The sequence below is a fragment of the Novosphingobium sp. KCTC 2891 genome (genome assembly GCF_025938155.1).
In the GTDB taxonomy this organism is placed as follows: domain Bacteria; phylum Pseudomonadota; class Alphaproteobacteria; order Sphingomonadales; family Sphingomonadaceae; genus Novosphingobium.
Genome location: NZ_JAPCZG010000003.1, coordinates 460,051 through 486,062 on the forward strand (window position 1 = coordinate 460,051; position 26,012 = coordinate 486,062).

Below are 26,012 nucleotides of genomic sequence, written 5' to 3' on the forward strand. Positions count from 1 at the left end.
CTCACTCAGTCGCTTTCCATCTCGAATGCCCGCTTGCCCTTGCGTTTCCACAGCAGCAGTGCCTGTTCCCGCTCCTCGCCGCGCAGCTTGGCCGCGACGGTGAGGAACGCGCCGTAAAGCGTGGCGCGATCATCATCGGCCAGTTCGACCAATCCGGCCTTCACGACCAGGCCGCCGAGTTCAATCAGTTGCCGGGTGCGCTCGCGTCGCTGGACCTGCCATTCGCGCATGTCGGTTCGCGCCTTTCGTGCCTCAAGCCGATGCCGCGCCGCCGTCAAGCGGGAGAGAGCCATTCGGCTGGCCTTGAGGTCCGCCGCCACGCTTGCGCGCCTTGCTCTGAAAGAAGGCAGCGCCGCGCTTGCGCCATGCCTCCTTCCTCTGGGCTTCGCTGGTTTCGGCAATGACCAGCAGCGCACCCGCCAGCGTTTCCGCATCGGTTGCATCGGCCCCGGTGGCGATCACCAGTTCGCCAAGCTGCTGGACGCGGCGTTCCTTCAGTTGCCTCGCCTTGTCGGCGAGCGCCTTCAGTTCCGAATCAATGTCACGGGGTTTGCGCATCGAAGTTCTCCATTGAGGGGCGATGCGCTGATGATAATATCGATGCTCTCCCAATGCTGTAGAGTCGTCGAGACGGCCTGATACTGCATAGTCCCGAGCAGGATTTTATCATGGGAGGGCGCGCTTATACGTCGTGCCGACGTCGCGCTCATGGCGTAGATGGATTGCCGTCATGGCGATTTTCCACCTCTCCGTCAAAGTCATCAGCCGGTCGAGCGGGCGCAGCGCTGTGGCCGCAGCCGCCTATCGCGGCGGCGAGCGGCTGCACGACGAACGGCTCGACCGCGACCATGATTTCACCAACAAGGACGGGGTCATCCATTCCGAAGTGCTGCTGCCGGAAGGCGCACCGGAAGAATTCGCCGACCGCGAAAAGCTCTGGAACGCGGTCGAGGCCGCCGAAAAGCGCAAGGACGCGCAGCTATCCCGCGAGGTCGAATTCGCCATTCCGCGCGAGCTGACCAAGGAACAGGGCATCGAACTGGCACGGGAGTTTGCTGAGGCCGAATTCGTCGAAAAGGGCATGGTCGCGGACCTCAATGTCCATTGGGATATTGGCGCGGACGGCCAGCCCAAACCCCACGCCCATGTCATGCTCACCATGCGCGAGGTCGGCAAAGACGGGTTCGGCGCGAAGGTGCGCGACTGGAACAAGGCCGAGCTGGTTGAACAATGGCGCGAACGCTGGGCCGACCATGTCAATCAGCGGCTGGCAGAACTCGATATCGATGCGCGGATAGATCACCGCAGCCTGGATGCGCAAGGCATTGCGCTGGAGCCGCAGGACAAGATTGGCCCCGCCGCTTCGCGCATGGGCGAGCTTGGGCTGGAGGCCGAACGGATCGAGGAACATCGCGCCGTCGCGCGGCGCAACGGCGAGCGGATCATTGCCAACCCCGCTGTCGCCCTGGACGCGATCACGCACCAACAGGCGACGTTCACGACCCACGACCTTGCCATGTTCGTGCATCGGCACAGCGACGGAAAGGAGCAGTTTGACCTGGCCATGGGCGCCGTGCGCGGATCGCCCGTCCTGATCGCGCTCGGCAAGGACGGACGCGGCGAAGAGCGGTTCACGTCCAGGCAGATGATCGAGACCGAACAGCGGCTTGGCCGCGCATCGGAATTGCTGGCAGAGCGCGAGCAGCATCGGGTCGAAGATCATGGCCGGGAAGGCGCGCTGACGCGCGCGGCGGTGCGCGGACTGGTGCTGTCCGGCGAGCAGCGCGCGGCGTTCGAGCATGTGACCGATGGGCGCGGCCTCAGTGTTGTCGTCGGCTATGCCGGGACCGGCAAGAGCGCGATGCTGGGCGAAGCGCGCGAGGCTTGGGAGAGCGCGGGTTATACCGTTCGCGGTGCGGCGCTGTCCGGCATTGCCGCCGAAGGGCTGGAGCACGGTTCGGGCATTGCCTCGCGCACCATCGCCAGCCTTGAACATCAGTGGGGCCAGGGCCGCGAATTGCTCACCTCGCGCGATGTGCTGGTCATCGACGAGGCAGGCATGGTCGGCACGCGCCAGATGGAGCGCGTCCTCTCCCACGCCGCCGATGCCGGCGCGAAGGTTGTCCTCGTTGGCGACCCGCAGCAGCTCCAGGCTATCGAAGCCGGAGCAGCCTTCCGTGCGATCCATGAACGGCACGGCGGCGTCGAAATCAGCGAAGTGCGCCGCCAGCATGACGGCTGGCAGCAGGACTCCACCCGGCATCTCGCGACCGGGCGCACTGGCCTTGCCATTCAGGCCTATGGCGAACGGGGCATGGTCCATGTTGCCGAGACGCGTGAGGCAGCGCGCGGCGAACTGATCGAGCGTTGGGATCGAGAACGGCAGGCCAGCCCCAGCGATACGCGGATCATTCTCACGCACACCAATGACGAGGTGCGCGAACTCAATGACGCGGCGCGTGGGCGGCTGAGTGCAAGCGGCGAACTTGGCAACGACGTGGCAATCCGCGTCGAGCGTGGCGACCGCCAGTTCGCCAGCGGCGACCGCATCATGTTCCTGCGCAATGAGCGGGGCCTGGGCGTCAAGAACGGCACACTCGGCACCGTCGAGCAGGTGACGCCGCAACGCATGGCCGTGCGTACCGACGATGGCCGCAACGTGGCTTTCGACACCAAGGATTATGCGCACATCGATCATGGCTATGCCGCGACGATCCATAAGGCGCAGGGCATGACGGTGGACCGCGCGCACGTGCTGGCCACGCCAGGCATGGACAGCCACGGGACCTATGTCGCGATGTCCCGCCACCGCGACGAGCTTGCCCTGCATTATGGCCGCGATGACTTCACCGATCAGTCGAAACTGGTCCGCACGCTGAGCCGCGAGCGCGGCAAGGACATGGCGAGCGACTACAAGCCGGAGCAGCAGTTCGCCGAACGTCGTGGCATCACCTTCCGCGAACGCATTGTCGAAATCGCCCGGCAGTTGCCGGAACGGGCGAAGTCGATTTTCGCAGGGTTCCGCCCGCAGGCCCAAAAGCTCGAAGCATTGCCGAGCGATCAGGCTGGCCTGTCCGATCAGCGCCGTGCGGTCGAACGTTATGCCCGTGCCGCCGCCGACATTGGGCAGATGCGCGAACAGGGATTGCCGGTCCTGCCACACCAGCGCGACGCACTGGAGAAGGCTGGAAAGGCGCTCGATACGATCCGGCCGCATGGCACGGCCGACCTCGCCAGTGCGTTGCAGCGCCAGCCCTCGCTGGCCCGTGAGGCCGCCGATGGTCGTACCCAGGGCGCTATCCGCGCCATGCAGCTTGAAGCGGAAATCCGCATCGATCCCGCGCAGCGCGCCGACCGCTTTGTCAGCGACTGGCAACGGCTTGGGCAGGCACGACAGGCCATGCAGCGTGATGGCGACACCAAGGGCGCGCAGAGGCTCACCAACCACATGACGGACATGGCGAAGAGCCTGGAGCGCGACGCGCAGGTGGAATCCCTGCTGCGCGGTCGCACCCGCGAACTTGGCATCAAGACAGAACTTGGTCGCGATCTGGCCCGCGACCTGGCCGCCTCCATCACGATGGAGCGGAGCCGGTCAATCGGCATGGGCCTGTAGGAGAAGCACGATGGATACCGATGACGTGGACCTGACCTTGGATCTTGAGCCGGAACCTGATCCTGACCCGCCCGTCCCGGACGCCACAGGCGACCCCGCCGCCGAGGCCTTTGCCCGCCTTGAAGGGGAGCTGGCCCTCATGCGCCGAGCCGTCCAGCACCTCGCCGCCGAACGCGCAGACATTGTCATTCCCGACTACGGCACGACCCTGACCGACATGGCCAAGCGGATGGGTGCGATCAGCGAGAGCCTGAAGGGCATGGCTGGTCATCCGGCGATGCAGATGACGCCTGACAGCATTGGCAATCGGATCGCCGCCGCAGCAGAAACGGCACGGCGGACAGATCACGACCGGATCAGTCAGGCACGGGATGATTTGCACCATGCAGCCCAGGCGATGCGCAGCGTAACTGCCCAAGCGCGCAATGCCGCTGAGCAGCGGCAACAGCTTTACCAGGTGGCAGGCGGAGCCTTGCTGGCGGGCATCCTGCTATGGTCTTTCATCCCCGGCACCATTGCCCGTACCATGCCCGAGAGCTGGCACTGGCCGGAGCGTATGGCCGCGCGGCTGGTGGGCGCATCCTCTCGCTGGGACGCAGGCGCACGGATGATGCAAAGCGACAACCCCGAGGCATGGAATGCACTGGTGCAGGCCGCTGACATCCAGCGCGACAATCGCGACGCCGTTGACGATTGCCGGAAGAACGCGGCAACCTCGCAGCAGCCGGTGCGATGCACCGTAAAGATTCGTCCGGATAACTCGGAGAGGAAGACTGCAACAACGCTAGAAGGGGCTGCGCAACGATCCCAACGAGGGGCATGACGGCCCATTCCGACCCGCACAAAATGTGGGATCAAATGTGGTTTCGATTTTCCGGAAAAGTCATATTATCCTTTGAAAACAGAGCGATAAATGACTTGAATGGTAGCGGAGGAGGGACTCGAACCCCCGACACGCGGATTATGATTCCGCTGCTCTAACCAACTGAGCTACTCCGCCCCGGACCGCGCCATCTGCTGATGACGCGCGGTAGGCGGCGCTATTAGGCGGGGAGTCGTGGCGGGTCAACCGGGTAATTTCCTGCTTGGCGCATCATCTCGCGCGGCCCGGGCGCGTAGGGCATTGCCTTTGTTCGCGTGTGCAGCAATGACAATGCGATGCGGATTGCCATTGTCGACGAAAGCGCCTCGCGCGCCGCAGTGATCGGCGAAGGACTTGCCGCGCTGGACGATTGCGAGATCTTCGTTGTGACCGAGCGGCGCGGGCTGGTGGCGCGCATTGGCGAGATTGCCCCGGACATCGTGTTGATGGACCTCGGCAACCCTTCACGCGACGTGCTCGAGGAATATTTTGCGGTCAGCCGAGCGCTGGATCGCCCGATCGCCATGTTCGTGGACGAAAGCGACGACGAGGCGATTGCCGCATCGATCGATGCGGGCGTCTCGTCCTATGTGGTCGATGGGCTGGCGGCGCACCGGATCCGCCCGATCCTCGATCTCGCGGTCAAGCGCTTCAACGCCTTCGCACGGCTTCAGGCCGATCTGGCTGAAGCCAAAGGCCGGCTGGCCGAACGAGACGCGGTCGACAAGGCCAAGCGCATCCTGATGGACAGCCGCGCTCTGACCGAGCCGCAGGCCTATGCCGAACTGCGCAAGACCGCGATGAACCAGGGCCGCCGCATCGCGGAGATCGCGGAAGCCGTGGTGACCGCGCACCAGTTGATGGGGGGGAAGTGATGTCCGCCGAACTGACCATTGGCTTCCTGCCGCTGGTGGACGCGTGCCTGCCGATCCTCGCGCGCGAGCACGGCTTTGCCGAAGACGAAGGGCTGTCGCTACGGCTGGTCAGGGACATGAGCTGGGCCACGGTGCTCGACCGGCTGCTCTATGGCCACAGCGATGCCGCGCATCTTGTCGCGCCGCTGGCCATCGCGACCACGCTGGGCCGGGGACGGCCGGCGCAGGCGCTGTCAGTGCCGTTCGTGCTGGGGCTGAACGGCAATGCCATCACCATGCGGCCCGAACTGGCGCGCCGCCTGACCTCTCCGGGCACGCTCGGCGATCCGATCAGGGCGGGGGCGGCGTTGAAGCTGGTGGCGGCCGAGCGGTGCGCCGCCGGACGGCCGCTGCGCTTTGGCGTGGTCCACCGCTATTCCAGCCACAACTATATGCTGCGCTACTGGCTGGCGGGCTGTGGCGTGCGGCCGGATCACGATGTCGAGATAACCACTGTGGCACCTCCGTTTTGCGCCGACGCGCTTGAGGCAGGGGAAGTTGACGCGATCTGCGTAGGCGAGCCATGGAACAGCGTCGCGGTGGAGCGCGGTGCCGGCGAGATCGTGCTCATGACCGCGCAGATCTGGCGGCGCGGCGTGGAAAAGGTGCTCGCTTTCAAGGAGCGCGTGCTCGACGAACGGCGCGCGGATGTCGAGGCGCTGATTCGTGCCATGGTGCGCGCGGCCCGGCATTTCGTCGATCCGGAGCACTGGGACGAGAACGCGGCGATCCTCGCCCGCGCCGAATATCTGGATGGCGATGCCGTGCTGATCAAGCGCGCGATCTCGGACCGGCTGCTGCTGGCCAAGGGCAGCGAAGTGGTTCCTTTTCCGGATTTCATGTTCCAGTATCGCGAGGCGGCGAACTTTCCGTGGGTCAGCCAGGCGGAATGGCTCTACACCCAGATGGTTCGCTGGGAGGGCGGCAAGATCGACCCAGGCGAAGCGGCGCGGGCGGCGCGGGTGTTTCGCCCCGATGTCTACCGCAGTGCACTGACCGGTGGTGCGGAGCCGCTACCGGGCGCCAGTTCCAAGGTCGAGGGAAGCCTGGGGCAGACCACGGTTGTGGGCACGCAACAAGGGCGCATGACGCTGGAAAGCAACCGTTTCTTCGATGGCGGCGTGTTCGATCCTGCGGACCTTGAGGGATACCTCGCCAGCCTGCCGTGATGCTGCGCTGCAAAAAACGCTTTACCTGTCCCCCGCGAATCGCTTACGCTTCAGTCAGCAGGTTGTTGCTTTCCGACGATGGGAAGCGCCGATGATGGCCTGCTGACAGCAACATTGCGTGGCAACGACGCCGCCCGATCTGACCTTCAGAGGTCAAGTCGAGGCGGCTTTTTTGCGTGCGCGTTTCGGACGGGACGGCATGGGCAGGCAGGGGACATCAGCGCAGCAGCAGCGAGGCGACCAGACCGGTCGCCAGCAGCGCGCTGGTCGCCTTCCAGAACAGCACCGGGTCACGTTCGAGCACGCTTCGGTGCCGTTCGGGTCCAAGCCCGAGCGCACCGCCGCTTTCCAGCGCGCGGAGCAGTTCGACCACGTCGCCGAAGCGTTGTTCGCGGCGCGGTTCGATGGCGGTGAGGATCGCGCCGTCGAGCCAGCTGGGGATTTCCGGGCGGTGGCGCGACGGGGCCGGAGCCTGCCCGAAGCGCGGGCGCTGGAAGGCTTCCTGCTCTCCGTAGGGCCACTTGCCGGTGAACCAGCGGTAGAGCGTGACGCCGAGCGCGAACTGGTCGGTCAGCGCGTCGCCGGCGTTCCCCTCGAACTGTTCCGGCGCCATGAAACCGGGTGTGCCGGGGATTTCGTCGGCGTGGAAATCCTCCACCCTGGGCAGGCGGGCCACGCCGAGGTCGATCAGTTTCAGGCCGCTCGCGCCGTCCTTGCCTTCGGTGGTGAGCATCACGTTGTCGGGCTTGATGTCGCGGTGAACAACGTCGAGCCGGTGCAGGGCGGCGACGCCGCGTACCAGCTTGACCGCCGCGTCACGTGCGACTTCGAGCGAGGGCACGCCGCGGCTCAACCGCTCGGCCATGGTTTCGCCTTCGAGCAGAGGCTGGACGCCGTAGAGCGCGCTTTGGCGGCCTGGCCGAACGGCGCGGGCGGCGAGCACGAACGGGCTCGTAACCCGCTGCGAAAGAAGCATTTCACGCGCGAAGGCGAGGCGCAGGGCGCGCTCGGACAGGACTTCGCGGCGGGGGAATTTCAGCACGACGCGTGCCTTTTCCTCCGCATCCTCGGCCACGAGCAGGACGGCGTGGCGGCCTTCGCTGAGCACACGCTCGATGCGGAAGCCGTCGATGCTTTCGCCCGGCTTGGGCGCTTCGGCGAAAGGCAGGGCGGACAGGCCGGCGAGGATGCCGTCGTGATCAGGTTCGGGCAGGCGCACCACGTCGAGGACCAGCGCGGTCGCGTTGTCCTTGCCGCCTGCACCGAGCGCGGCTTCGACCAGCATTTCGGCCGTGGCTTCGGCACTGGCGTTTTCGCGCAGGATTCCGGCGATCTTCGCCGCGGAGAGGGCGGCATGGACGCCGTCGCTGGTAAGGATCAGGCGGTCGTGCTCGGCCAGTTCGATCGCTGCGTGATCGAGCCGCAGTTCAGGCTCCAGGCCGAGCGCACGGATCAGCACGTGGTTGAGATCCGGCTCGGGCCGGACGTGGTCGGTGGTCAGGCAGGCGAGGCGCCCGGCGGCAAAGCGCCACGCGCGGCTGTCGCCCACGTGGACCAGATGGGCGCGGCGGCCGCGCAGCGCCAGCGCGGTGAACGTGGTTCCGCTCGCGGCCATGGTTTCGCCCCGACCCTGCGCATGGAGCCAGCGGTTGTAGGCGGCGAGGGGCACCTGCATGGCGCGGGCCGGACCGACGGTGTCGGGCATGGCGTAGAACCCTTCGATCAGCGTGCGCACCGCGAGTTCGGCGGCGACGCGTCCCTCGCGCCCGCCGCTCACCCCGTCGGCGACCGCGGCGACGATGCCGTGGCTGGCGCGCTCCGTGGCGGTGCCGAAGTGGACGCCGCCGAAATCCTGGTTTTCGGCGCGCGGGCCAATGCTGCTGGAAAAGCCCGCAGTCACAAGCAGTTCGCCCTTGTTTCGCATCCCGTTTTCAACCCCTCACGCACGGGCACGTTGCCCGCACGCGTGAGGATCGACCCCGCAACCCCCACGTCAAGTGCAGGAAGGACCACCTATGGCCACGCTTGCCATGCAATCCGATAAGTCCGCGCCTCCGGGCGCATCCTCGGCCAGTTTCTGGAAGTCCGGACACCGCCCGACGCTGTTTGCCGCGTTCCTCTATTTCGATGTCGCGTTCATGGTCTGGGTCCTGCTCGGGCCGCTGGCGCCGATCATCTCCAAGGAACTGGCGCTCGACCCGGCCCAGAAGGGCCTGATGGTCGCCGTGCCGACGCTGGCCGGCGCGATCCTGCGCCTCGTCAACGGACTGCTGGTGGACCGCATCGGTCCCAAGAAGACCGGCGCGATCGGCCAGGTCATCGTCATCGCCGGGCTTGCCGCAGCGTGGCACTTCGGCATCTCGACCTTCGAAGGCACGCTGGCGCTTGGCGTGGTTCTCGGCTTTGCCGGGGCGAGCTTCGCGGTGGCGCTGCCGCTGGCCAGCCGGTGGTATCCGCCCGAGCACCAGGGCAAGGCGATGGGCATTGCCGGCATGGGCAATTCGGGCACCGTGTTCGCCTCGCTTTTCGCCGCGCTCCTGGCCAAGTCGTTCGGCTGGACCAACGTGTTCGGCTTTGCGCTGATCCCGCTGATCGCGGTCTTCGTGTTCTACCTGTTCGCGGCCAAGGACAGCCCGGACCAGCCCGCGCCCAAGCCGCTTTCGGCCTATGCCGAGGTGCTGAAGGAGAAGGACGCCTGGTGGTTCATGCTGTTCTACGGCGTGACCTTCGGCGGCTTCGTCGGCCTCTCCAGCTCGCTGCCGACGTTCTATGCCGACACGTTCGGCGTGACCCCGGTTGTCGCCGGCTACTGCACCGCGGCCGCCGTGTTCATGGGCTCGATGCTGCGGCCTTTCGGCGGTGCGCTGGCAGACCGCTTCGGCGGGATCAAGACGCTGACCGTGGTCTATGCGGTGGCCGCGGGCATCCTCTCGGTCATCGCGACCGGGCCGGCCAGCCTTGCCATCGCGGTGGCGCTGTTCGTGGCGGTGATGGGCACGCTGGGCCTGGGCAACGGCGCGGTGTTCCAGCTGGTGCCGCAGCGTTTCCGCAAGGAGATCGGCGTGATGACCGGCCTGGTCGGCTTTGGCGGCGGCGTGGGCGGGTTCTACCTCGCCAGCTCGCTGGGCCTTGCCAAGAAGATGACCGGCAGCGCTTCGCTCGGTTTCCTGATCTTCGCCGGTCTTGCGCTGGTCGCGCTGGCCGGGCTGACCGTGGTGAAGAGCCGCTGGCGGACCACTTGGGGCGCGGCGCTGCAGGGCGCGCGCATCTGATAGCCCAGCCTGTCTGAACCCCGCCGGACGACCGGGGCGGGCGATGTATCCGCCCCGGCGTCGCATTCCATGAGGGAAACGTTCCATGAAGACCCGCCTCCTCGGCGCCGCCGCCCTGGCCGCGCCGCTCGCTCTCGCTCACCCTGCCTTCGCTGCACCCGCCGCGTTCGGCGATCCGGTGAAAGTGTCGGACGACGTGACGATCGACCCGATCCTGGATGCCCGGCTGCGCTGGGAAAACGTCGATACGCCCACGAAGGATGCCGATGCCGTCACGTTGCGGCTGCGCGGCGGTTTCGAGGTGAAGCACACGCCCTCGCACCTGTCGCTGCTGGCCGAAGCCGAAGGCACGTTGGCGCTGGGCGAGAACTATAACGGGCTGGGCTTCGTACCGGGGAAGGCGCGTCCGGCCTATGCCGCGGTGCCCGATCCGGCGAACGTTGAACTCAATCGCCTGCAGATCCAGTACCGGACCAAGCAGGCGGGGCTGACGATCGGTCGCCAGCGGATCAACCTGGACGACCAGCGCTGGGTCGGCTCGGTTGGCTGGCGGCAGAACGAGCAGACGTTCGATGCGGCGCGCGCCGAAGTTTCCGTCGGGCCGGTCATGGTCGATGCGACTTATGCCGACAGCCAGCGGACGATCTTCGGCGTCGATGCCGGGCCGCGCACCGCCTACGACGGGAACTTCCTGTTTCTGCAGGCCGGGGTGAAGCACGGGCCGGTGAGCGTGAAGGGCTTTGCCTACCTGCTGGACTATGACGCCAAGGAACAGGTCGGGCCGCTGGCGGTGACGCTGGCCGATACGCAGACCTATGGCGTGCGTGCGGTGGCGGCGTTGCCCTTGTCGAAGGCGGTGAAGCTGAACCTTGCGGCCAGCTATGCCCATCAGTCCGCCTACAAGGACAATCCGGCGAAGTTCGGGGCCGAGTATCTGGCAGGCGAGGCCGGACTGGCCGCGCGCGGCTGGACGCTGACCGGCGGCTACGAACGGCTGGGGACGGACAAGGGCATCGCCTTGCAGACGCCGATGGCCACGCTGCACAAGTTCAACGGCTGGGCGGACCTGTTCCTGACCACGCCCGCTGCGGGGCTGGAAGATGCCTATGTCGGGCTGGCCAAGGCACTGCCCAAGCTGAACGGGCTGACCGCCAACGTGACCTGGCACACGTTCCACAGCGAGGCAGGTCACATCCACTACGGCGATGAATGGGACGCGAGCATCGGGCTGAAAGTGCGCAAGGTCGCACTGCTGGCCAAGTATGCCGATTACAGCGCCAAGGGCTTTGGCGCCGACACGAGGAAGTTCTGGCTGGAGGCGGATTACGCCTTCTGAGCCGGGGCGGGGGCGGCGCTTTCGGGCGGGGCACCGTGAGTCAAAGCGCATCGGTCCGGTGCCGCCCCCCAATTCCCATGTCCCCGATTCGTTTTGCTGCAATGCAAAAACTTCTTGCTCTTGGCAGAGCGAATCGGTTAGCTTTGCTTTCGAAGGCACCAGCGCCGCCCAAAGAAGGGCGATCCAGCGCCGCCTGAAACAGTTTCAACATCGCGTGGCAACGTCGCCGCCCAGACCTTCCCAACAGGGATGCGTTCGGGCGGCTTTTTTGTGTTGTGCGCGTTCGAGAAGGAAAGAACGCACGTGAACGCCCCGACCAGCTTCAAGCAGTCCGACCAGCAGTCCGCCCTTCGCGAACGACTGGTGGTGATCGGCAACGGCATGGCCGGCTGCCGCGCGGTGGAGGAAATCCTCGCCCGCGATCCCGGCCGTTTCGACGTGACCATCTTCGGCGCCGAGCCGCGCGTGAACTACAACCGCATCATGCTCTCGCCGGTACTGGCGGGCGAAAAGGCGTTCGAGGACATCGTCATCAATGGCGAGGACTGGTACGCCGACAATGCGATCACGCTGGTTTCGGGTGACCCGGTGGTGAGCATCGACCGTGCCGCGCAGACCGTCGTGGCGAAGTCGGGCCGGTCCGAGCCTTACGACCGCCTGCTGATCGCCACGGGTTCCGATCCGTTCATCATTCCGGTGCCGGGCAAGGACCTTGCCGGCGTGGTGACGTTCCGCGACCTGGACGACGTGGACCGGATGCTGGCTGCCGCCGACAAGGGCGGTTCGGCGGTGGTGATCGGCGGCGGCCTGCTCGGCCTTGAGGCGGCGCACGGTCTGACCCTGCGCGGCATGAAGGTCACCGTGATCCACATCATGCCGACGCTGATGGAACGCCAGCTCGACGAGGCGGCAGGCTGGCTGCTCAAGGCCGAGCTGGAGCAGCGCGGGCAGACCATCGTCACCGGCGGCGATACCGGCGAGATCGTGGGCCGGGACGGTCACGTTTCCGCCGTCAAGCTGAAGGACGGGCGCGAATTCCCGGCCGACATCGTGGTCATGGCCGTGGGCATTCGCCCCGCGACCGGGCTGGCCCGATCGGCCGGGCTGGAGGTGGAGCGCGGCATCATGGTGGACGATCACATGGTGACCAGCGACCCGGCAATCATGGCGGTGGGCGAATGTGTGCAGCACCGCGGCACCTGCTATGGCCTTGTCGCGCCGCTGTGGGACATGTGCCGCGCGCTGGCTGACCATGCCTGCGGTGCGCCAACGGGCTATGCCGGTTCGGTCACTTCCACCAAGCTCAAGGTTTCGGGCATCGACCTGTTCTCCGCCGGTGACTTTTCAGGCGGGGAGGGCTGCGAGGACATCGTGATGCGCGATGCCGCGCGCGGGCTCTACAAGCGGGTGGTGATCAAGGACGACCGGCTGATCGGCGCGGTGCTCTATGGCGATACCGCCGACGGTTCCTGGTATTTCGACCTGCTGAAGAAGGGCGAGGATGTGTCGCCGATCCGCGAGGCGCTGATCTTCGGACAGGCCTTTGCCGCGGGAGGCGCCCCGCTGGACCCTAATGCAGCCGTTGCGGCGCTCTCGGACGATGCCGAGATCTGCGGCTGCAACGGCGTTTCCAAGGGCAAGGTGGTCGAAACGATCCGCGCCGGGGCGTGCAGCCTCGATGCCGTGCGCTCGCAGTGCAAGGCCAGCGCGAGCTGCGGTTCGTGCACCGGGCTGGTGGAAAGCCTGCTCGCGGTGACGCTGGGCGATGCGGTGCAGTCCAAGGCCAAGACGCTGTGCAAGTGCACCAGCTTCACCCACGACGATGTTCGCCGCCTGATCCTGGAAAAGAACCTGCGCGCGATCCCCCAGGTGATGCAGCAGCTGCACTGGTCCACGCCCGATGGCTGCGCCTCGTGCCGCCCGGCGCTGAACTACTACCTGCTCTGCGCCTGGCCGGGCGAATACGAGGACGACCAGAAGAGCCGCTTCGTCAACGAGCGGATGCACGCCAACATCCAGAAGGACGGCACTTATTCGGTAGTGCCGCGGATGTGGGGCGGGCTGACCAACCCCAGGGAACTGCGCGCGATCGCCGACGTGGTGGAGAAGTACAACGCGCCGATGGTCAAGGTGACCGGGGGGCAGCGGCTCGACATCTTCGGCATCAAAAAGGAAGACCTGCCCGCGGTGTGGGCCGATCTCAACGCCGCCGGGATGGTTTCGGGCCATGCCTATGGCAAGTCGCTGCGCACGGTGAAAACCTGCGTCGGGTCTGAATGGTGCCGCTTCGGCACGCAGGATTCGACCGGGCTGGGGGTCAAGCTGGAACGCATGACCTGGGGCAGCTGGATGCCGCACAAGTTCAAGATCGCGGTGAGTGGCTGCCCGCGCAACTGTGCCGAAGCGACGATCAAGGACTTCGGCGTGGTCTGCGTCGACAGCGGCTATGAACTGCACGTCGGCGGCAACGGCGGGATCAAGGTCCGCGCCACCGACCTGCTGGGCAAGGTGGCGACCGAGGCCGAAGCGATGGAAGTCTGCGCGGCCTTCGTCCAGCTCTACCGCGAACAGGCGCACTATCTGGAACGCACCGCGCCTTGGATCGAGCGTGTGGGGCTGGAGCACGTCAAGGCGGCGCTGTTCGACGACGCCGATGCCGTCACCCGGCTGGCTGCGCGCTTCCGCCATTCGCAGCAGTTCATGCAGGACGATCCCTGGGCCGAACGCGCCGCGGGCAAGCATGCCGAGCTGCACCAGCACCTCGCCGAAGTGCGCCCTCTCAACTTCACCCCCACCACCACCGAAGCGGAGTTTGCCTGACATGATCGGAGATTGGCTGGACATCGGTCCCGTGGACCAGATCGCCCCCGGCAATGCCCGCACCCTGCCGGTGCGCGGCGGCGACGAGATCGCCGTGTTCCACACGCTGGACGGCGGTTTCCACGCGCTGGTCAACAAGTGCCCGCACAAGCACGGTCCGCTTTCGCAGGGGATCGTCCACGGCGGCGTGGTGACTTGCCCGCTGCACAGCTGGAACATCTCGCTCAAGACCGGCGAGGCACTGGGCGATGACAAGGGCTGCGTGCCGGTGATCCCGCTGCGGGTCGATGCCGGGCGCATCTATCTGTTGCGCGAGGCGGTGCTGGGCGGTGCCTCGCCGGCGAAGGCGGCCTGACCATGGCGGCGGCGGTCCGCACCACTTGCGCATATTGCGGCGTCGGCTGCGGTATCCGCGCCACGGTGACCGGCCCGCGCGCCGTCACCATTGCGGGCGATCCGGAGCACCCGGCGAACTTCGGCCGGCTCTGCTCCAAGGGCACGCACCTGGGCGAGACGGTCGGTCTGGAGGGACGACTGCTTTCGCCCATGATCGGCGAGCAGCCGGCGGGCTGGGACGAGGCGCTGAATCTCGTCGCGGGCAAGATGCGTGATTGCATCGCGCAGCATGGGCCGGACAGCGTGGCGTTCTATGTATCCGGCCAGCTGCTGACCGAGGACTACTATGCCGCCAACAAGCTGCTGAAGGGCTTTGTCGGCACCGCCAACATCGACACCAACAGCCGGCTGTGCATGGCCAGCGCGGTCGCAGCGCACAATCGCACCTTCGGTGAGGATGTGGTGCCGTGCTCCTACAGCGATCTGGAGGAAGCCGACCTCGTGCTGCTGGTCGGATCGAACACCGCGTGGTGCCACCCGGTGATCTGGCAGGGGATCGAGAAGGCGCGCGAGACGCGCGGCACCAAGATCGTGGTGATCGACCCGCGCCGCACCGAAACCGCCGAACAGGCCGACCTGCACGTCCAGGTGGCGCCCGATGGCGACGTGGCGCTGTTCAACGCGCTGCTGCGCGAAATGCAGCGCCGGGGCCTTGCCGGCGAGGCCGCCTGGGACGGGCTGGACTGCGATCCCGGCGTGGCGGCAGACGCCTTCGCGCGGCTGGCGGACATGGTGGCCGCCCACCCGCGCATGGTCACGCTGTTCAGCATGGGCGCGAACCAGTCTGTGGGCGGGACCGACAAGGGCAACGCCATCGTCAATCTGCACCTCGCCACGGGCCGCATCAGCACGCCCGGTGCGGGGCCGTTCAGCATGACCGGACAGCCCAATGCCATGGGCGGGCGCGAAGTGGGCGGGCTGGCGAACACGCTCGCCTGCCACCTCGGTTTCTCGGACGCCGAACGCGCCGATGTCGCTTCGTTCTGGCAGACCGACCGGCTGTGCGGCGGGCCGGGGCTGAAGGCGGTGGACCTGTTCCGCGCGGTGCACGACGGCCGCGTGAAGTTCCTGTGGGTCATGGCCACGAATCCCGCCGTCTCGATGCCCGACGCAGGCTTCGTGCGCGAGGCGCTGGCCCGGTGCGAGACGCTGGTCGTCTCTGACGTGATCGCGGACACCGACACCGCTCGACTGGCGCATGTGCGGTTGCCCGCGCTTGCCTGGGGCGAGAAGGACGGCACTGTCACCAATTCCGAACGCCGCATCAGCCGCCAGCGCGCGCTGTTCACGGCCCCGGGCGAAGCGCGCGCCGACTGGGCGATCGTGGCCGATGTGGCGCAGCGGCTGGGCCACGGTGATGCTTTCGCCTGGCACAATGCGGCTGCGGTGTTCCGCGAATATGCCGCGATGACCGGGCTGGCACCGCGCCACGGCAAAGTGCTCGACCTGACGGCGCTCGCCGACGTGTCCGACGCCGAATACGAAGCGCTGGACCCGGTGCAGTGGGGCGGACGTCACCCGCTGGCCGGCCGCGCCGGCGCGAAGCTGGTGCCGGTGGCGCCCACCGTGCGGACGGTCGATCCGGCTTTTCCGCTGCGGCTCAACACCGGGCGCTACCGCGACCAGTGGCACACGATGACCCGCACCGGCCTCAGCCCCAGGCTGTCGCAACACCGACGCGAGCCGCTGCTGGAAATCCACCCGCGCGATGCCGCGCAGGCAGGGCTGGTCGATGGCGGGCTGGGCCGGGTCTTCACCCCGCACGGCGCGGCGACGTTCCGCGTGGCCGTGAGCGAGGGCCAGCGCCGCGGCGAGATCTTCGTGCCGATGCACTGGACCGATGCGATGGCGGGGGAAGGGCGCAGCAACCGGCTTGTCGCGCCGAACGTGGACCCGGTTTCCGGCCAGCCCGCCTTCAAGAACGGTGCGGCACGCGTCGAACCGGTCCTGCCCGATTGGCGCGCTTTCCTGATCTGCGAGGATGCGCCCGCGCCGCAGGGCCTGCTGTGGTGGACCCGTTCGCGCGTCGAGGGCGGCTGGCTGAGCGAGCTCGCCGGCGAAGGCATGGTCGATGTCGATGCGTTGCTGCCCGAAGGCCGGCGGCTGGAAGTGGCCGACGCGGGGCGCGGAATGCGCCGGATCGTGGTGCTGGGCGAGGACAACGCGGTGCGAGCGGCGCTTTATGTCACGCGGTCAGGGCAATTGCCCGCGCGCGACTGGATCGCAGGCCAACTGGGCCTTGGCGGCGCGGCGCCGCAGGAACTGCTGGCCGCGCGTCCGGCCACGCCCGCCCCGGATCGCGGCCCGATCGTATGCGTGTGCCACGGCGTCGGCACCAAGGCGATCCTTGCGGCAGCTGGGGCCGGAGCGTGCAGCGTGGCTGCCGTGGGCGCGGCGACGGCAGCCGGTACCAACTGCGGGTCGTGCCGTCCGGCCATCGCCCGTCTTCTCGCCGATATTGTCCAACCCGCAACGGAGGTGGCCGCATGACCGAGTTTCCCGAAGGCAGCGTCTGGCTGGTGGGTGCAGGGCCGGGCGATCCCGACCTGCTGACGCGCAAGGCGGAGCGCCTCATCGCTTCTGCCAGCGTGATCTTCCACGATGCGCTGGTGGGCGAAGGCGTACTGGCGCTGGCGCGGGCGGGCACGCGGCTCGTCCATGTGGGCAAGCGTTCTGGCCGTCATTCCAAGGCGCAGGAAACCATCGACGAACTGATCGTGGCGGCCGCGCTGGAAGGCGAGCGCGTGGTGCGGCTGAAAGGCGGCGATCCCGCGATCTTCGGCCGTGCGACCGAGGAACTGGACGCTTGCCGCGACGCCGGGGTCCCGGTGCAGATCTGCCCCGGCGTGACCGCAGCCAGCGCGGCGGCTGCGTCGCTGGGCGCGTCGCTCACGCTGCGCGGACTGGCGCGCAAGCTGACGCTCGTGACGGCGCACGCCCGCGCCGGCGAGGTGCTCGATCTCGACTGGAAGGCGCTGGCCGATCCGGACGCCACGCTGGCGGTCTACATGGGCAAGGCGGCCGCGAACGACGTCTCCTCCAATCTCATCGCGGCGGGCCTGCCAGGCGAGACCCCCGTGGCGCTGGTCGAGAACGCCAGCCTGCCCACCGAGCGGCACTTCCACACCCGGCTCGACTTGTTGCCGCTCGCGGCGCGGACCGCGCTCGGCGACGGCCCGGCGCTGCTGCTGATCGGCCGCGCGATGGGCCACCGCCAGCGCGCGCGTGCGGAGATCGCCCCGGAGGAACAATGCGCATGATGCTGCTGGTGCCGAAATTGGGGCGCGCGCTGCTGCGGCTGGCGTGGGTGCGGACCTGCACGTTCTGCGGCGACGTGCGGCATGGCGGAGAGACCCAGTGCCGCGCCTGCGGCCGGCGTCCGCAGGATTGACCACGCTTTTTCTGGCCCTCCCGGATGGGAGAGCCTACATTCGCGGCCATGCGTACGCCTGCTCCCGGTGAGACCGACCTGCTGGTGCCGCTGCACGAAGGCATCTTCGAGCAGCCGATGTGGCAGACTTTCCTGGCCCGCCTGCGTTCGGCGAGCGGGGCCGATCACGCTGCGATCGTCCTGCGTTCATCTGCGGGCGAGGATGAGGCCGAGTTCGGGGCGGGCCCGGTGTCGCTGCGCCTTGCCGGCCTGTTCGAGGACCACCCGCCCGAGGATGCCCCGGCCATGCGCCAGATGCGCGAAGGGCGGGTCTATGCGCTGGGCGAGATCGTCGAGGCTGCCGGCGCGGAGCGGGCGGGTGTATTGGCCGACGCGGGCTTGACCGATCTGCGCGCTGTACGCGTGCAGGAGCCGGGCGGGCTGGACGGCTGGCTGGCGATAGCGGGCAAGCGCGCGCTGGGCGCTGCGGAAGGGCGTCTGCTGGCGCTGCTTGTGCCGCATTTCCGCACCGCGCTGCGCACTTTCGCGGCACTGGAGCGCGAAAGGGTGCGCGCCAGCGTCAGCGTCGATGCGTTCCGGCGCATGAACTTCGGCTGGATCACGCTCGATGCGCGGTGCTGCGTGATCGACATGGACCCGCAGGCGGAGCGGCTGCTGTCGCGCACCACGCTGCTGCGCAAGGGGCACTACGGCCGCCTGCTGCCCGCCGCGCCGGAAGTGGACCGCGAATTGACCGCGTTGGTGCGCCGCATGGCGGAAGACCCCGATGCCCGGCCGCGCGGGCTGCATCTCAGCCGCGATCCGTGGATCGATATGCTGGTGGCGCCGGTGCGGGTGCGGGCGATGGCGGGCGGCGGCCAGCCCGTGGCGGTCGCCTATCTTTCGGGGGATCGCACATCGAGCGCGGATCGCTGCGACCAGCTGGCCGAGCTGTTCGGCCTGACCGGCAGCGAGGCGCGGCTGGCCTGGGCCATGGCGCAAGGGCTGAGCATCGCCGAAGCGGCGGCCGACGTGGGGCTGACGGTGGAAACCGCGCGCAACTATTCCAAGCGGATCTACGCCAAGACCGGCGCGCGCGGTCAGGCGGACCTTGTCCGCCATATCCTCACCAGCGTGCTGGCGCTGGCCTGATGGATCAGGCGTCGATCCGGGCGACTTCGGCCAGGACGCGCGCGGCGTGTTCGCTGCGGCAGATCAGCAGGTCGGGCACATAGGTGTCCGCCTGGTTGTAGACCAGCGGGCTGCCATCGATGCGCGAGCAGTGCAGGCCGTGCGCCAGAGCGACCGCCACCGGCGCGCAGGAATCCCATTCGAACTGGCCGCCCGAATGCAGGTAGATGTCCGCATCGCCCAGGATCACGGCCATCGCCTTGGCACCGGCGCTGCCCATCGGCACCAGTTCGGCGCCGATGGCTTCGGCCACGGCGACGGCTTCCTTGGCCGGGCGGGTGCGGCTCACGACCATGCGCAGCGTTTCGGGAGCCGGGGGGACGATGCGCGGCTGGTCCGAGCGCAGGACGATCCCGGCACCCGGCAGTGCGACCGCGCCCAGCGTGGCCACGCCATCGACCGCGAGGCCGACATGGACTGCCCAGTCGGTGCGCTTTTCGCCATATTCGCGGGTGCCATCGACCGGATCGACGATCCACGTGCGCGAAAAGCCCAGCCGGTCGAGATTGTCCTTCTCTTCCTCTGACAGCAGCCCGTCCTCGGGCCGCGTTTCGCGCAGCGCGTGGCACAGGAACTGGTTGGCGGTGGCGTCACCGGCCTTGCCCAGCGCCTTGAGCGACAGCACCGCGCTGTCGCGCACGGTGATCAGCAGCTTTCCGGCGACATCGGCCAGATGCGCGGCAAGTTCGGCGTCGGTCATGGTGCCGGTTCCGGCTGCGGTCATATCGTCGGCATCCATGCGCCGATCACCCTTTCAACGATGCGTTCGGCTGCGTCTTCGGGCTTTTCGCTGAGCGTGTCGATGCGGATTTCCGGATTTTCCGGCGCTTCATAGGGGCTGTCGATCCCGGTGAAGTTCTTGAGCGTGCCGCCACGCGCCTTCTTGTAGAGGCCCTTCACGTCGCGGCGTTCGGCTTCCTCCAGCGGCGTGTCGACGAACACTTCGATGAATTCGCTGTCCGGCAACAGGCTGCGCACCATTTCGCGTTCGGCGCGGAACGGGCTGATGAACGCTGTGAGCACGATCAACCCGGCGTCGGTCATCAGCTTGGCCACTTCGCCCACGCGGCGGATGTTCTCGATCCGGTCGGTCTCGGTAAAGCCCAGGTCCTTGTTCAGTCCGTGGCGCACGTTGTCGCCATCGAGCAGGAAGGTGTGCTTGCCCAGTGCGTGCAGCTTCTTCTCGACCAGGTTGGCGATGGTGGACTTGCCCGAGCCGGACAGGCCGGTGAACCACAGCACCGCCGGCTTCTGGTTCTTGAGCGCGGCGTGCGCCTGGCGGCTGACGTCGAGCGCCTGCCAGTGCACGTTCTGCGCGCGGCGGAGGCTGAAGTGCAGCATCCCGGCGGCGACCGTGGCGTTGGTGATCTTGTCGATCAGGATGAACCCGCCCAGCGTGCGGCTGTCGGCGTAAGCCTCGAACACGATCGGGCGATCGGTGATGAGTTCGGCCACGCCGATCGCGTTGAGATCGAGCGTCTTGCAGGCAAGATGCTCCATCGTGTTGACGTTCACCGTATACTTCGGCGCCTGCACCGTGGCCGAGACGGTCTGCGTGGCGAGCTTCAGCCAATAGGCGCGGCCCGGCACCATCGCGTCGTCTGCCATCCACACCAGCGTCGTCTCGAACTGGTCTGCAGCTTCGGGCGGGGCATCGGCGGCGGCGATCACGTCGCCGCGCGAACAGTCGATCTCGTCGGCAAAGCACAGCGTGACCGACTGGCCGGCAACGGCCTGTTCCAGGTCGCCCTCCAGCGTGACGATCCGCGTGACCGTGCTGGTCTTGCCTGAAGGCAGCACGCGGACCGCATCGCCGGGGCGGACGGTGCCGCTCGCGATCAGGCCCGAGAAGCCCCGGAAATCAAGGTTGGGGCGGTTGACCCACTGGACGGGCATCCGCAGCGGGCGGGCCTGTTCGATGGTGGTGTCGACCTCCACCGATTCCAGGTGCTGGATCAGGCTCGGCCCGGTGTACCACGGCGTGTTGGCGCTCGGCCCCGTGATGTTGTCGCCCTTGAAGCCGGAGATCGGCATGGGCACGAAGCTCTCGATTCCGATCGAGCGCGCGAAGGCGGCATAGTCGGTCACGATGGCATCGAACGTGGCCTGATCGTAGCCGACCAGGTCCATCTTGTTCACTGCCAGCACGATGTGGCGAATGCCGATCAGGTGCGCGAGGTAGCTGTGCCGCCGCGTCTGCGTCAGCACGCCCTTGCGTGCGTCTATCAGGATCACCGCGAGATCGGCGGTCGAAGCGCCGGTCACCATGTTGCGCGTGTACTGTTCGTGGCCGGGGGTGTCGGCGACGATGAACTTGCGCTTCTCCGTGCCGAAGAAGCGATAGGCGACGTCGATGGTGATGCCCTGCTCGCGCTCGGCGGCGAGGCCATCGACCAGCAACGCGAAGTCGATCTCGGCGCCCTGCGTGCCGACCTTCTTCGAATCCGCTTCGAGCGCGGCAAGCTGGTCCTCGAAGATCATCTTCGAATCGTAGAGCAACCGCCCGATCAGCGTGGACTTGCCGTCATCGACACTGCCGCAGGTGATGAAGCGCAGCATCGTCTTGTGCTGGTGCTGCTCGAGATAGGCGTCGATGTCCTCGGCGATGAGCGCGTCGGTCTTGTAGATGACGTCGGTCTGGTCGGTCATCAGAAATACCCCTGCTGCTTCTTCACTTCCATGCCCGCGCCGCCTGCGTCCTTGTCGATGGCGCGGCCCTGCCGCTCGGACGTGGTGGTGAGCAGGGTTTCCTGGATGACGTCGGGCAACGTCTTGGCGCTGCTTTCGACCGCGCCGGTCAGCGGGTAGCAGCCCAGCGTGCGGAAACGGATCGACCGCATCACCGGCTCTTCGCCCGGCTTCAGCGGGAAGCGGTCGTCATCGACCATCAGCAGCATCCCGTCGCGCTCCACCGTGGGGCGTTCCTCGGCGAAATAGAGCGGCACGATCGGCACGTCGTTCAGATGGATGTACTGCCAGATGTCCAGCTCGGTCCAGTTGGAGATCGGGAACACGCGGATGCTCTCGCCCTTCGCCTTGCGGGCATTGTAGAGGTTCCACAGTTCCGGGCGCTGGTTCTTCGGGTCCCAGCCGTGGCTGGCGGTGCGGAAGCTGAAGATGCGCTCCTTGGCGCGGCTCTTCTCCTCGTCGCGGCGCGCGCCGCCGAACGCGGCATCGAAGCCCCACTTGTCGAGCGCCTGCTTCAGCCCCTCGGTCTTCCACATGTCGGTGTGGAGTGCGCCGTGGTCGAACGGGTTGATCCCGCGCTCCTGCGCCTCGGGGTTGTGATAGACGAGCAGTTCCATGCCGCTCTCGCGCGCCATGCGGTCGCGCAGCTCGTACATCGCTTTGAACTTCCACGTCGTATCGACATGAAGCAGCGGGAAGGGCGGCGGCGAAGGATAGAACGCCTTGCGCGCGAGATGCAGCATCACCGCGCTGTCCTTGCCCACGGAATAGAGCATGACCGGGTTTTCCGCCTCGGCCACGACCTCGCGCATGATGTGGATCGCTTCGGCTTCGAGCCGTTGGAGATGCGTCAGGACCGTCTGGTCAACCATGAGAAAACCTGCACCCTTTCTTGAGCCGTGCAAATGGCACGCGCTCTCCCAAGGATAACCTCCCATTTGGGAGAATTTCAGAGGCCCAAGTTTTTCTACTGCGGCTTCAGGCAGAGAACCACAGGTGTGCCGCGATGCTGAGCAGCACGATCGCGACCATCAGCGCCAGCGCCGAAATCTGGTGCCAGTTGACCAAGCTGACGCGGTCCAGATCGCGTCGCCGCGTGTTGCGCCGGTCCAGCCAGCCCGCGACGAAGGCGATGAACGCAAGGACCAGGCCGCTGCCGGCGACAAGCTGGAACGTGGTGAGGTCGTCTGGGATCATCGAGTGGGGGAGGGGCGCGCAGATCGGGGCGGCGAGGCGGACCGGCCGCCCCGCCGCTTCCGGATCAGCGACCCTGCTGCGCGAGCAGGCGCAGGCGAAGGGCGTTGAGCTTGATGAAGCCCGCGGCGTCCTTCTGGTCATAGGCGCCGGCATCGTCCTCGAACGTGACGTGGCGCTCGGAGTAGAGGCTGTCGGGCGACTTGCGGCCGACGACCGAGGCGCTGCCCTTGTAGAGCTTGAGCCGGACGGTGCCGTTGACGCGCGCCTGCGAGTGATCGATCGCGGCCTGGAGCATCTCGCGCTCGGGCGCGAACCAGAAGCCGTTGTAGATCAGCTCGGCATACTTGGGCATCAGTTCGTCCTTGAGATGCGCGGCACCCCGGTCGAGCGTGATGCTTTCGATGCCCCGATGCGCGCGGGCATAGATCTCGCCGCCCGGCGTTTCGTACATTCCGCGGCTCTTCATGCCGACGAAGCGGTTTTCCACGAGGTCCAGGCGGCCGATGCCGTGCTTGCGGCCAAGCTCGTTGAGCGCGGTCAGCAGCGTGGCGGGCGACATGGCCTGGCCGTTCAGGGCAACGCCGTCGCCCTTCTCGAAGTCGATGGTGATGTATTCCGGTGCGTCCGGCGCGTCCTCGGGATTGACCGTGCGCGAATAGACATAGTCCGGGGTTTCTTCCCACGGATCTTCCAGCACCTTGCCCTCGGACGAGGTGTGGAGAAGGTTGGCGTCGGTCGAGAACGGGCTTTCGCCGCGCTTGTCCTTCGGCACCGGGATCTGGTGCGCCTCGGCCCAGGCGATCAGCGCGGTGCGGCTGGTCAGATCCCATTCGCGCCACGGCGCAATCACCTTGATGTTCGGATCGAGCGCATAGGCGGACAGCTCGAAGCGCACCTGGTCGTTGCCCTTGCCGGTGGCGCCGTGCGCGACCGCATCGGCGCCGGTCTCGCGGGCGATCTCGATCAGCCGCTTGGAGATCAGCGGCCGGGCGATCGAGGTGCCGAGCAGGTAGTCACCCTCATAGCGAGCATTGGCGCGCATCATGGGGAAGACGAAGTCGCGCACGAATTCCTCGCGCAGATCGTCGATGTAGATGTGCTCTGCCTTGACGCCCATCAGCTCGGCCTTGGCGCGCGCCGGCCCGAGTTCCTCGCCCTGGCCGAGGTCGGCGGTGAACGTCACCACTTCGCAATTGTAGGTGACCTGAAGCCACTTGAGGATGACGGAGGTGTCGAGTCCGCCGGAATAGGCAAGGACGACCCGCTTGATATCGGACATGGGTAACTCCCGTAAATTCGCGCCGGGCGCGTAACAGGGAGGGGGCGCAGGCGCAACCGTGGCGGTCTTCGCAGCGCATTTAGGGCGCAGCGGAGGCGGTGTCCATGCCGGCCCGACCGGCGCTCCCAAAGCGGAGCGCCGGAGCGGCAAAGCCATTCTGGTCTTGCGATATGCAGCCATCGTCAAGGACGGGGACCGCATGGGTTCGGCGGGTCGGGAGTTGGAGATCCCGACGGATAGCAGAAGCCAGGACTACCCACGCCCTTGGCAACCCTCCGGAGCTATGGCCAATCCGCCTTTCGCAAGAAGGAACTTCGCAGAATCGAACCTTTGGCGCTGTGGAGATGGTTGGCTGGAGATTGCCCAGTGCCCCCAAGCCATGTCTCAGATCGCCTGGAGATGGACTGGAGATCGACTGGAGATTACTGGAGTTCGGCCATTTTTGGGTCGCCGGGTTCCTGCGTGGGCCGATCCAAGTGCATCAACCGGAACGCGATTTCTGCATCTTCCAAAACCACCGATTCGGACATTTCATTCCAATTCGGCACCACTTGGTAGTGCGCCCGGGATGCCGGAATGGCATTTCCACGTGGGGGTTTTCTCATGCTCGACGACGTTCTGACCCATAAGGAAGATGTGAGGCTGACGGCGCGTCAGGCCGACTGCATCGCGCTCGTCGCAAAGGGCCTCAGTTCGAAGGAGATCGGGCGCGAGTTGGGTATTTCACCGTCGACGGTGGACAATCACATTGCGACCGCGATGCACCAGTTCGGGTTCGCCAACCGCAACGCGGTGGCGCGTTGGTATCGGCAAAGCCACGAATCACCTGCCGATGATCATCATGCTGGCGGCCGGAATATGTCTCAAGAACCTTCAAGAAGAGGAACCGGACTGCCCAACACCTTCGTCGTGGGGGGGATTCGCAACTCACTTTCGTTGAAGGAAAGGATTTTGTCGGTCGCGCAGGTGTCTATTCTCTCGATTATGGCGACATCTGCCATCGTCACGTTTGTTCTTGGTTTGATCTTTCTGCTGAAGTTGCGTATGTGACGGTACAATCAGGGTCCTCGAAACGAATACAGGAGGTATCCCATGATCAACCTGCGTGAATCGTCCGCCCGTGTCGTTGCCGGCGATGCTCGGGAAATGGGGGGGATGATCGACCGCGCGCTGCTTCAGCAGATGCGCCTCGCCACGAGCTTCATCGAAGTGACCCAGGAATCGAAGCTGGCCATGCCGCTTACCCAGGCCGCGATCCAGGCGATGACCGAAGGCCTCAACTGCCTCGTCGAAGGCCGCGCCAAGATTGCCGGCTCGGTGCGCGAGATGACGCGCATCCTCAGCGCCAGCAACCTGAAGGAAGTCAGCTTCGGCTGTCCTGACGGGCTGTGGAAGGCTTCGGTCGAAACCCCGGCGGTTGTCGCCGCTGCCTGACGCATGACGCTTGTGTTCAACCTCGTGGTGTTTCTTCTGTTTTGGTTGATGCTTTTCTGCAACCTGGCGGTGGCGTTCCTATTCGGCCGGTCGGTCGAGAAGGCCTTTGCGGCCTTTCTGTTCGGAATCAGCCTGCTCACCTTGGTTGTGCGTCGATTGGAGCCGGGGGACGCCACGGGGCTGGATCTGGTGCAAGCACTCGACTGGGCGATCCTAGTGATCGCCTGGTTCCTTGCTTTGCGATCGGACCGCTACTGGCCGATCTGGTTCGCCGCGATGCAGACGTTGGCGGTGGTGACCAGCGCCGTCGCATGGGCAGTGGAGGGGGTGCCGCACCTCTTTTTCACCAATCTCGCGGCGGTCTGGGCGCTGCCCGCCCTGTTCACGATGAGCTGGGGCACGATCCGCGACCGGCGTGCCTTCGGGGCGGCCGGTCGCGATGCGTTTGGTGCAGCTTCGCGCTAGCGC

At 66.6% G+C, this 26,012-nt stretch carries 23 protein-coding genes and 1 tRNA gene; 15 read left to right on the forward strand and 9 right to left on the reverse strand.

The features are described 5' to 3' along the window. Window positions 1–5: 5 nt before the first annotated feature. Entirely contained in the window at window positions 6–230 is a 225-nt protein-coding gene (locus OLX02_RS08565) for a conjugal transfer protein TraD (protein WP_242770442.1), read from the reverse strand. 22 nt (window positions 231–252) lie between these two features. Then, window positions 253–558 (reverse strand): conjugal transfer protein TraD, encoded by a 306-nt coding sequence (locus OLX02_RS08570; RefSeq protein WP_264421942.1) that lies wholly within the window; start codon window positions 556–558, stop codon window positions 253–255. Between the two features lie 172 nt (window positions 559–730). Between OLX02_RS08570 and traA the strand changes: the two genes are divergently transcribed. After that, on the forward strand, window positions 731–3,616 hold the full coding sequence (gene traA / locus OLX02_RS08575) for a Ti-type conjugative transfer relaxase TraA (protein ID WP_264421944.1): 2,886 nt from the start codon (window positions 731–733) through the stop codon (window positions 3,614–3,616). 10 nt (window positions 3,617–3,626) lie between these two features. Then, window positions 3,627–4,439 (forward strand): DUF6118 family protein, encoded by an 813-nt coding sequence (locus OLX02_RS08580; RefSeq protein WP_264421946.1) that lies wholly within the window; start codon window positions 3,627–3,629, stop codon window positions 4,437–4,439. A 100-nt stretch (window positions 4,440–4,539) separates the two neighbouring features. On the opposite strand, the gene OLX02_RS08585 is transcribed toward OLX02_RS08580, so the two are convergent. Then, window positions 4,540–4,616, reverse strand: a tRNA-Met gene (locus OLX02_RS08585). Between the two features lie 158 nt (window positions 4,617–4,774). Here OLX02_RS08585 and OLX02_RS08590 point away from each other — a divergent pair. Together OLX02_RS08590 and OLX02_RS08595 are read left to right on the forward strand one after the other, a co-directional pair. Next, on the forward strand, window positions 4,775–5,353 hold the full coding sequence (locus OLX02_RS08590) for an ANTAR domain-containing response regulator (RefSeq protein ID WP_264421948.1): 579 nt from the start codon (window positions 4,775–4,777) through the stop codon (window positions 5,351–5,353). Next, complete coding sequence (locus OLX02_RS08595) at window positions 5,353–6,561, forward strand: ABC transporter substrate-binding protein (RefSeq protein WP_264421949.1); 1,209 nt, start codon at window positions 5,353–5,355, stop codon at window positions 6,559–6,561. The genes OLX02_RS08590 and OLX02_RS08595 overlap by 1 nt, the downstream gene beginning before the upstream one ends. 217 nt (window positions 6,562–6,778) lie before the next feature. On the opposite strand, the gene OLX02_RS08600 is transcribed toward OLX02_RS08595, so the two are convergent. Further along, window positions 6,779–8,485 carry a bifunctional protein-serine/threonine kinase/phosphatase gene (locus OLX02_RS08600; RefSeq protein WP_264421950.1) on the reverse strand — a complete coding sequence of 569 codons (1,707 nt, stop codon included), beginning with the start codon at window positions 8,483–8,485 and terminating at the stop codon, window positions 6,779–6,781. Between the two features lie 91 nt (window positions 8,486–8,576). Here OLX02_RS08600 and OLX02_RS08605 point away from each other — a divergent pair, with 91 nt between their 5' ends. From OLX02_RS08605 to OLX02_RS08640, 8 genes are all read left to right on the forward strand, one after another. Further along, window positions 8,577–9,833, forward strand: a complete 1,257-nt coding sequence (locus OLX02_RS08605; protein ID WP_264421951.1) for a nitrate/nitrite transporter — start codon at window positions 8,577–8,579, stop codon at window positions 9,831–9,833. Window positions 9,834–9,918: 85 nt separating this feature from the next. Next, the gene (locus OLX02_RS08610; protein WP_264421952.1) at window positions 9,919–11,169 is read left to right on the forward strand and encodes an alginate export family protein; all 1,251 of its coding nucleotides are present in this window, start codon (window positions 9,919–9,921) and stop codon (window positions 11,167–11,169) included. A gap of 303 nt (window positions 11,170–11,472) precedes the next feature. Then, on the forward strand, window positions 11,473–13,989 hold the full coding sequence (nirB, locus tag OLX02_RS08615; protein WP_264421954.1) for a nitrite reductase large subunit NirB: 2,517 nt from the start codon (window positions 11,473–11,475) through the stop codon (window positions 13,987–13,989). Between the two features lies 1 nt (window position 13,990). Continuing rightward, window positions 13,991–14,344 (forward strand): nitrite reductase small subunit NirD, encoded by a 354-nt coding sequence (gene nirD / locus OLX02_RS08620; protein ID WP_264421955.1) that lies wholly within the window; start codon window positions 13,991–13,993, stop codon window positions 14,342–14,344. A 2-nt stretch (window positions 14,345–14,346) separates the two neighbouring features. Then, window positions 14,347–16,875, forward strand: coding sequence for a molybdopterin oxidoreductase family protein (locus tag OLX02_RS08625; RefSeq protein WP_264421957.1), 2,529 nt, complete (start codon window positions 14,347–14,349; stop codon window positions 16,873–16,875). Beyond that, window positions 16,872–17,645, forward strand: coding sequence for a uroporphyrinogen-III C-methyltransferase (gene cobA / locus OLX02_RS08630; protein WP_264421959.1), 774 nt, complete (start codon window positions 16,872–16,874; stop codon window positions 17,643–17,645). Before OLX02_RS08625 ends, cobA begins: the two co-directional genes overlap by 4 nt. Beyond that, entirely contained in the window at window positions 17,642–17,776 is a 135-nt protein-coding gene (locus OLX02_RS08635) for a hypothetical protein (protein ID WP_264421960.1), read from the forward strand. Before cobA ends, OLX02_RS08635 begins: the two co-directional genes overlap by 4 nt. A 48-nt stretch (window positions 17,777–17,824) precedes the next feature. Beyond that, window positions 17,825–18,907 (forward strand): helix-turn-helix transcriptional regulator, encoded by a 1,083-nt coding sequence (locus tag OLX02_RS08640; RefSeq protein ID WP_264421961.1) that lies wholly within the window; start codon window positions 17,825–17,827, stop codon window positions 18,905–18,907. A gap of 4 nt (window positions 18,908–18,911) precedes the next feature. On the opposite strand, the gene OLX02_RS08645 is transcribed toward OLX02_RS08640, so the two are convergent. The 5 genes from OLX02_RS08645 to OLX02_RS08665 all read right to left on the reverse strand — a co-directional run bounded on the left by OLX02_RS08645 (window position 18,912) and on the right by OLX02_RS08665 (window position 24,110). Then, entirely contained in the window at window positions 18,912–19,670 is a 759-nt protein-coding gene (locus OLX02_RS08645; protein WP_264421963.1) for a 3'(2'),5'-bisphosphate nucleotidase CysQ, read from the reverse strand. Further along, on the reverse strand, window positions 19,667–21,595 hold the full coding sequence (gene cysN, locus OLX02_RS08650) for a sulfate adenylyltransferase subunit CysN (RefSeq protein ID WP_264421965.1): 1,929 nt from the start codon (window positions 21,593–21,595) through the stop codon (window positions 19,667–19,669). Before cysN ends, OLX02_RS08645 begins: the two co-directional genes overlap by 4 nt. Continuing rightward, the gene (gene cysD, locus OLX02_RS08655; protein WP_264421966.1) at window positions 21,595–22,506 is read right to left on the reverse strand and encodes a sulfate adenylyltransferase subunit CysD; all 912 of its coding nucleotides are present in this window, start codon (window positions 22,504–22,506) and stop codon (window positions 21,595–21,597) included. Before cysD ends, cysN begins: the two co-directional genes overlap by 1 nt. 106 nt (window positions 22,507–22,612) lie before the next feature. After that, entirely contained in the window at window positions 22,613–22,831 is a 219-nt protein-coding gene (locus OLX02_RS08660; protein WP_264421967.1) for a hypothetical protein, read from the reverse strand. 64 nt (window positions 22,832–22,895) lie between these two features. Then, a complete protein-coding gene (locus OLX02_RS08665) occupies window positions 22,896–24,110 on the reverse strand; it encodes an argininosuccinate synthase (RefSeq protein ID WP_264421969.1) in 1,215 nt (404 codons plus the stop codon). Between the two features lie 603 nt (window positions 24,111–24,713). Between OLX02_RS08665 and OLX02_RS08670 the strand changes: the two genes are divergently transcribed. From OLX02_RS08670 to OLX02_RS08680, 3 genes are read left to right on the forward strand one after another with little or no spacing between them, the layout of a single operon-like run. Next, window positions 24,714–25,160: a response regulator transcription factor gene (locus OLX02_RS08670; RefSeq protein WP_264421971.1), complete on the forward strand. Its 447-nt coding sequence runs from the start codon at window positions 24,714–24,716 to the stop codon at window positions 25,158–25,160. A gap of 42 nt (window positions 25,161–25,202) precedes the next feature. Next, a complete protein-coding gene (locus tag OLX02_RS08675) occupies window positions 25,203–25,544 on the forward strand; it encodes a hypothetical protein (protein ID WP_264421972.1) in 342 nt (113 codons plus the stop codon). Window positions 25,545–25,547: 3 nt separating this feature from the next. Continuing rightward, window positions 25,548–26,009, forward strand: a complete 462-nt coding sequence (locus tag OLX02_RS08680; RefSeq protein WP_264421974.1) for a hypothetical protein — start codon at window positions 25,548–25,550, stop codon at window positions 26,007–26,009. The last annotated feature ends 3 nt before the right edge of the window (window positions 26,010–26,012 follow it).